Source organism: Pseudomonas sp. EL_65y_Pfl2_R96, from assembly GCF_963970905.1.
Classification (GTDB): domain Bacteria; phylum Pseudomonadota; class Gammaproteobacteria; order Pseudomonadales; family Pseudomonadaceae; genus Aquipseudomonas.
Genome location: NZ_CAXAQH010000065.1, coordinates 1 through 5,288 on the forward strand (window position 1 = coordinate 1; position 5,288 = coordinate 5,288).

The 5,288-nt window shown below is 53.1% G+C and carries 12 protein-coding genes; 3 read left to right on the forward strand and 9 right to left on the reverse strand.

Going from position 1 to position 5,288, the window contains the following annotated elements:
* The 3 genes from AACY49_RS29220 to AACY49_RS29230 form a co-directional block, all read left to right on the forward strand.
* Positions 1-642: scabin-related ADP-ribosyltransferase (locus AACY49_RS29220; RefSeq protein WP_445262668.1), on the forward strand; the 642-nt coding region annotated here is incomplete at its 5' end.
* A gap of 3 nt (positions 643-645) precedes the next feature.
* A complete protein-coding gene (locus AACY49_RS29225; protein WP_339527636.1) occupies positions 646-1,041 on the forward strand; it encodes a hypothetical protein in 396 nt (131 codons plus the stop codon).
* Between the two features lie 2 nt (positions 1,042-1,043).
* Entirely contained in the window at positions 1,044-1,448 is a 405-nt protein-coding gene (locus AACY49_RS29230) for a hypothetical protein (RefSeq protein WP_339527638.1), read from the forward strand.
* A 59-nt stretch (positions 1,449-1,507) separates the two neighbouring features.
* Here the strand turns inward: AACY49_RS29230 and AACY49_RS29235 are convergent, their stop codons facing one another.
* The 9 genes from AACY49_RS29235 to AACY49_RS29275 form a co-directional block, all read right to left on the reverse strand.
* Positions 1,508-1,864, reverse strand: coding sequence for a hypothetical protein (locus AACY49_RS29235; RefSeq protein WP_339527640.1), 357 nt, complete (start codon positions 1,862-1,864; stop codon positions 1,508-1,510).
* 101 nt (positions 1,865-1,965) lie between these two features.
* Entirely contained in the window at positions 1,966-2,181 is a 216-nt protein-coding gene (locus AACY49_RS29240) for a hypothetical protein (RefSeq protein ID WP_258696803.1), read from the reverse strand.
* 107 nt (positions 2,182-2,288) lie between these two features.
* On the reverse strand, positions 2,289-2,459 hold the full coding sequence (locus AACY49_RS29245; RefSeq protein ID WP_320391273.1) for a hypothetical protein: 171 nt from the start codon (positions 2,457-2,459) through the stop codon (positions 2,289-2,291).
* A gap of 128 nt (positions 2,460-2,587) precedes the next feature.
* Entirely contained in the window at positions 2,588-3,013 is a 426-nt protein-coding gene (locus tag AACY49_RS29250; RefSeq protein ID WP_339527642.1) for a hypothetical protein, read from the reverse strand.
* Between the two features lie 186 nt (positions 3,014-3,199).
* On the reverse strand, positions 3,200-3,565 hold the full coding sequence (locus tag AACY49_RS29255) for a hypothetical protein (protein ID WP_008072998.1): 366 nt from the start codon (positions 3,563-3,565) through the stop codon (positions 3,200-3,202).
* Positions 3,566-3,912: 347 nt separating this feature from the next.
* A complete protein-coding gene (locus tag AACY49_RS29260; RefSeq protein ID WP_258696806.1) occupies positions 3,913-4,107 on the reverse strand; it encodes a hypothetical protein in 195 nt (64 codons plus the stop codon).
* A gap of 168 nt (positions 4,108-4,275) precedes the next feature.
* Positions 4,276-4,596 (reverse strand): YbjQ family protein, encoded by a 321-nt coding sequence (locus AACY49_RS29265; protein WP_258696807.1) that lies wholly within the window; start codon positions 4,594-4,596, stop codon positions 4,276-4,278.
* Between the two features lie 280 nt (positions 4,597-4,876).
* Positions 4,877-5,059 carry a hypothetical protein gene (locus AACY49_RS29270; RefSeq protein ID WP_253551729.1) on the reverse strand — a complete coding sequence of 61 codons (183 nt, stop codon included), beginning with the start codon at positions 5,057-5,059 and terminating at the stop codon, positions 4,877-4,879.
* A 108-nt stretch (positions 5,060-5,167) separates the two neighbouring features.
* The coding region (locus AACY49_RS29275) for a transposase (protein ID WP_141228961.1) at positions 5,168-5,288 on the reverse strand (121 nt) is incomplete at its 5' end.

The window sequence follows — 5,288 nt, forward strand, 5'->3', positions numbered from 1 at the left end:
GATCATCTTTACCACTTGCAGTTTGAAGCTGTCGTCGAATGTTCTGCGTTTGCCAGTCATGAAAGAATCCTCGATAGATGCATTCTCCACCTATCGAGGTGTCCGGGGAAATTAGACCACTGCAATCCGTTGGGGTTGAGTGAGTGCCCTGGGGGGGATGGGTGTAAGAAGCCGTCGTTTGGGGATGAGGATCCGGCGGGTAAGGCTGGGGTTGATGAGGGGGAGACATCGCTTCCTTCTCCAGCAGGAGAACGCGAATATCTTTACCGTGGCGATCTCCGTCGTCCAGATGAAATCTTCAAGGTTGGTTTCGTAAGCTTAGGTAAAAGTACGGACTTATTGCTTCATGTCTGGGATAACAAGAATCCGCCAAGCAATTTTGTAAGTACATCAACCGACCCAGAGATTGGAATCGATTTCGGTACAAAATACAGAACTAAAAAAGGCTACCTGTATACATTGAGAAAAATTCATGGTCATGACATCAACAAAGAGCTGCATCCAGATGACATACCGTACAGTTATGAAGATGAGATCGCCATCCCTGACAAGATTAAAAGCGAAGACATTATCGGCGCCACCCCTCTTAAAAAAGATGGCAGCTATGTGGGTTACTCGATACCAAATCCTCGAAGGAAATGATTAATGACCATTAAAAAAATATCTATATTGATAGACAGTAAGCAAGAAACAGCAACTCTGGATTATGACGAGCGAAAATCTTGCATTGATCTGACATTGGAGAGCGGCTGGACAAAAAACTTCACAGGCCAGGACATTTATGAGTGTTTGGGAAAAATAATCAAAGAATTACCCGACATCAAGTTCTTATGCAAAGGCGCAAAAGTGAACGTGCGCCCATCCAGCATGTCATCGCAAATGACATCCGGTATCATGGCTTATGAACATAAATTGGGTGTCCGCGCTACAAGAAAGGACCTCGTCAATATCTTTGACTACGACGACAAAGACATTATTAACGACCCACAGATGCAAACAAACTATTTTTTTCGCTGGCTAGAATCACTAAAGAAAAAATAACGATGCGCAAAAAAAACATGATTAAGTTTGATATATCACTTAGAACTGGAGAAGTCATTGAAATCGCAACAATTGAAATCCACAGGCAAGAGTCATCACTGACCTTTATAAGGGGAAACGGGTTCAGAAAAACCTATACAGATCACGATCTATACTTATGTCTTGCTCAGGTTCGACAAGAGTTTCCTGAGATACAGTTTCTTTGCAAAGGGGCGAAAATCAATGTCTTCCCCTCACGAATGTGCTCTCAGATGAGTGGTGGAATTGTTGCGTACGAGCTAATTTCTGGAAGAACTGGAACATTTGACCAAATAGTCAACATATTTGATTTTGAAGACAAAAACATCACCCACGACATCCGCGCGCAAAAAGACTTCTATCGTCGTTGGCTAAACTCTTTTGAGTGAATCATGAATATAACAAAAGCCCTGCATTGCCGGGCTTTGAGCATCGGCACGATGGAGCTCTAACCTCCTGAATCCCCGGTACTGTTACTATCGCCACCCTTCCCACTCACCCCAGAACCACCTGACTCTCCAGCCCCACTTCCAGAACCACTCCCCATCGAACTTCCACCATTCATCGACCCACTTCCCTCCTCCGGGCTGGTGCTACTCCCGTTGGCATCGCCGCCATTCCCACCACCAATGGTGTCCGGTGGCAGCGCCTTCCCATCCGAAGTACCCGCATTCATTTCCGAGTAAGGTGGCATCCCCCCCTTGTCGACCGGCGCATCGCGGCCAGTAGATTGAGCAAACGCCGCCAATGAACTGATCGACAATAAGCCAACTACCGTCAGCGCTGTCAGTTTTGACCTGATCATGATGCATCTCCTTTAAAGAGTGCTTTACCTGACCTCTGGCAGTGATCGCCTTTTAAAGGTGCCGCACAATCGACAAGCGGCGATGCACCACCGCACAGGCTTCAGCTCGGTTCGCCCGAGGCGTCATCACCGGCAATGTCCGGGTCTTCCGGGTCGGCTTCCACATTCCCACGCTTCACATCATCGGCGGGCACTTGCTCCACAGCCGTGTCGTCATCGTCGGGCGGGCGCTGGTCACGGCGCAGGGAATTGGTGGGCGAAGGCAGCGGATATTCGGGGGTATCGTCGATATCGGAGTCTTTCGGGTCAGCGTTCATAACGCACCTCTCATTGGACCCGCAAAGTAGGTCCTGACCTTTCGAGGACGACACGATAGACGCGTTCGATCAGAAGGACGATTGGTCGTCCCGCCCCCAAAACCCGATCACTCGTCGTCTTCCTCGTCATACTCATCATTCTCGTAGTTGCCCACGCCGCCTGCATCATCGGCATCGTTGAGCGGCACTGTGGCGTCGTCCATCAGAGACCCCGGATCTTCATTGCCGGGATCGTTGATCGGGCCTTCTTCTTCCTTGTCTTCGGTTTCCGGGGTCATGGCATGCCTCACAACGTTCAGGTGTATATAAAGTTCGAAACGTCCTACAGCCAATCGTTCCAGAGTCCTATCGACAGAAATGAAAAACCCGGCACGGGGCCGGGTTTCTACTGTCACTCGATATCGAGTTAGCGATGCTTGTACTTATTTTTATGCTTGTGTTTGTAATTGCCGCCACCGGAATGCGAGCCGCCGCGATCATCACCCAGGCTGCTGCCCACCGCGCCACCAGCTGCACCGCCCACACCTGCGCCAATGGCCGAACCAGTAGAGCCGCCCAGGCTGTTGCCGATCACCGAACCGCCCGTCGCGCCGAGACCACCGCCAACGGCTGCTTCTGTGCGACTGCCCTTTCGCGCACCGACCGCACTGCCTGCCGCACCGCCGACGCCAGCGCCCACCGCAGCTCCGGTGCTGCCGCCCAACTGCCCGCCGACTACGTTGCCCAACACACCGCCAAGACCACCGCCGACTGCAGCGTCGCCGTTGCCGGCCGCCATTGCGCCCTGAGCGACCAAAAGCCCTAGAAACGCCGTGGACAATGTCAAACGCATGATATGCACCTCTAATTTCCGCATTGGGGAAGAGAACATGCCGCGGATAGCCTCAGCCTGGTATCTGCGTCTGTTGAACAGCAAATCAAACACCGACTGTACGAGATTTGAGCCACATGCGGGAAAAACGTTCCAAAACGAAAAAGCCCGGCATCGAGCCGGGCTTTTTCAGCGGATCATTCAGGATCAGTGACCCTTTTTGGACAGGTTGCTGCCCACGCCGCCGCCCAATGCACCACCCAGGCCTGCGCCGATGGTGGAGCCGGTCTTGCCGCCCAGGCTGTTGCCGATCACCGAACCGCCCGCCGCACCGACACCGCCGCCGATGGCCGCTTTGGTGCGGCTGCCTTTACGTGCGGCAACAGCGCTGCCGGCTGCGCCCGCTACGCCAGCACCAATCGCGGCACCGGTGCTGCCACCCATTTTCTGGCCGATCACATTACCCAACGCACCACCCAAACCACCACCGAGCGCAGCCGTGCCGTCACCGGCAGCCATCGCACCTTGAGCAACCAAAAGGCCCAGAACCAGAGCAGGCAGTGTCAAACGCATCACAAGAACCTCAAAAAAAGGGGAACGGAAAGGCCGGAAATTGAATGCTTTAGAGGAGGCAAAGTCCAGACACAAAACCGGAACAACCTCGCCATTGGCGACGGTTGGACAGCGTTTATGCAAAAGGTTTTATGACAGGCAAAAAAAAGCCCGCTGGGGAGACGGGCCAGGGTACTGCTTTCTAACGGATGAGCTGAGCCTACGTAGGCCGGTGTGAAAAGTTTGTGAAAAAACCACCAACGCTCTAAAAGTTGTAGGACATTTCTCGGCATTGCCAACGAGCCACGCTTTCAACCCTTCAAAAACAAGAAACCCCGCTCAATGGCAGGGTTCGTGCTGTTATCGGTTTACTTCCTGGAAGGCGCCCCCAGCTTGGGCATGAATTTCGATTTGGGCCCTCGGGTTCGAGGCACTGCGGATTTGATTTTGTTGATCTGGACACGGTCTTCACCGAAGCTCGGCACATAGTCCGTCTGACCACACTGCACGCAATCATTGATTGGAAACTCTGCCCCGTCGTCTTCGATATACGGCTCAGCCATATCTTCGCTCCTCTCAAAACGGGTCGATACCGGCAAGCCCTTTTTGCCTGAAAAATATCGACCACCCTGGATTTTGAGACTAGTCGGTCATTCCCAGACTTGTGATTCAGATCGCTACATGCCCGACGAATGGCCAGCACCGCGCGCCCAAGATCGGCTTACAGCGACCTACCTCAGTTTGACCGCCGTCCCGGTCACAAACACCACCACCATCCCCCCCTTGCCGGCCGGCATGCTGATCTCATAATCGAGCCCCACCACCGCATCCGCCTGAAGCGCCCGCGCCCGCTCCTTGATCTCGTCGGTCGCCTGAGTCCGCGCATCCTTCAATGCCCGCTCCAACGTCTGAGAACGCCCACCGAAAAAATCCCGCATTCCGGCGAACATATCGCGGATCACGTTAACGCCCTGCACCGACTCGGCGCTGACGATGTCCAGGTAAGCGGTGATTTGCCGGCCTTCAATGGTGTGGGTAGTGGTGGTGATCATGAGATGTCCTTCTTCATAGAAGCACGCATTATTCCTCGGTAGCCAGGTGATGAAAACAAAAAGCCCGGCATCAGTTGAACTGGGGATAACGACTCAAGGCAACCCGGACATCAGCGGGTGGTGGGGAGCCGACCATTCCAGCCGAGCTTTGCCGGGTCGCTGGTGGCCGCGTCGGGGAAGGTTTCAGGGGTGGCTGCGATGGCAAGTGATGACATGGCGCACGTCAGCAGAGCCGTGATCGATAAGGTGAAACAACAGGAAACGGCGCTAGAATTGGGTATTAGAGCAGCTTGATCAACACCGCAGTAACGGTAGCTACCGTACCAATCAGCCCAATAGCAACTGCCACTGGATACCAAAAAGTCTCACGGGTCATCTTGCCGGCCTCGGCGTTCAGCTTGCGCTGTTCAGCGATCAGTTTGACGATCTCCACATGAACCTTTTCCAGCTCTGCCTGTTTCATGGTCATTTCCTGCATAACGTGCGTACGTCCATTCCGGATAATGGGGGGAGTCATTTGTACTGCCCTTTGATTCATTTTGTACCCTAGAGGCGCAAAAAAAATGGTTCTTCACGGATTACCGGGAAAGACGCTCTTGATCTTCATGAAAAAGAATTCGCTGTCCCGGTAACCGTACGCCATCCGCTTAATGACTTTTATTCGATTGTTTATGCCTTCCAGCTGCCCCGTG

Excerpts from the sequence above, each read along its gene's own strand:
- AACY49_RS29225 (WP_339527636.1), top strand. The coding sequence starts at position 646 with ATGACCATTAAAAAAATATCTATATTGATAGACAGTAAGCAAGAAACA.
- AACY49_RS29230 (WP_339527638.1), top strand. The coding sequence starts at position 1,044 with ATGCGCAAAAAAAACATGATTAAGTTTGATATATCACTTAGAACTGGA.
- AACY49_RS29235 (WP_339527640.1), bottom strand. The coding sequence starts at position 1,864 with ATGATCAGGTCAAAACTGACAGCGCTGACGGTAGTTGGCTTATTGTCG.
- AACY49_RS29240 (WP_258696803.1), bottom strand. The coding sequence starts at position 2,181 with ATGAACGCTGACCCGAAAGACTCCGATATCGACGATACCCCCGAATAT.
- AACY49_RS29245 (WP_320391273.1), bottom strand. The coding sequence starts at position 2,459 with ATGACCCCGGAAACCGAAGACAAGGAAGAAGAAGGCCCGATCAACGAT.
- AACY49_RS29250 (WP_339527642.1), bottom strand. The coding sequence starts at position 3,013 with ATGCGTTTGACATTGTCCACGGCGTTTCTAGGGCTTTTGGTCGCTCAG.
- AACY49_RS29255 (WP_008072998.1), bottom strand. The coding sequence starts at position 3,565 with ATGCGTTTGACACTGCCTGCTCTGGTTCTGGGCCTTTTGGTTGCTCAA.
- AACY49_RS29260 (WP_258696806.1), bottom strand. The coding sequence starts at position 4,107 with ATGGCTGAGCCGTATATCGAAGACGACGGGGCAGAGTTTCCAATCAAT.
- AACY49_RS29265 (WP_258696807.1), bottom strand. The coding sequence starts at position 4,596 with ATGATCACCACCACTACCCACACCATTGAAGGCCGGCAAATCACCGCT.
- AACY49_RS29270 (WP_253551729.1), bottom strand. The coding sequence starts at position 5,059 with ATGAAACAGGCAGAGCTGGAAAAGGTTCATGTGGAGATCGTCAAACTG.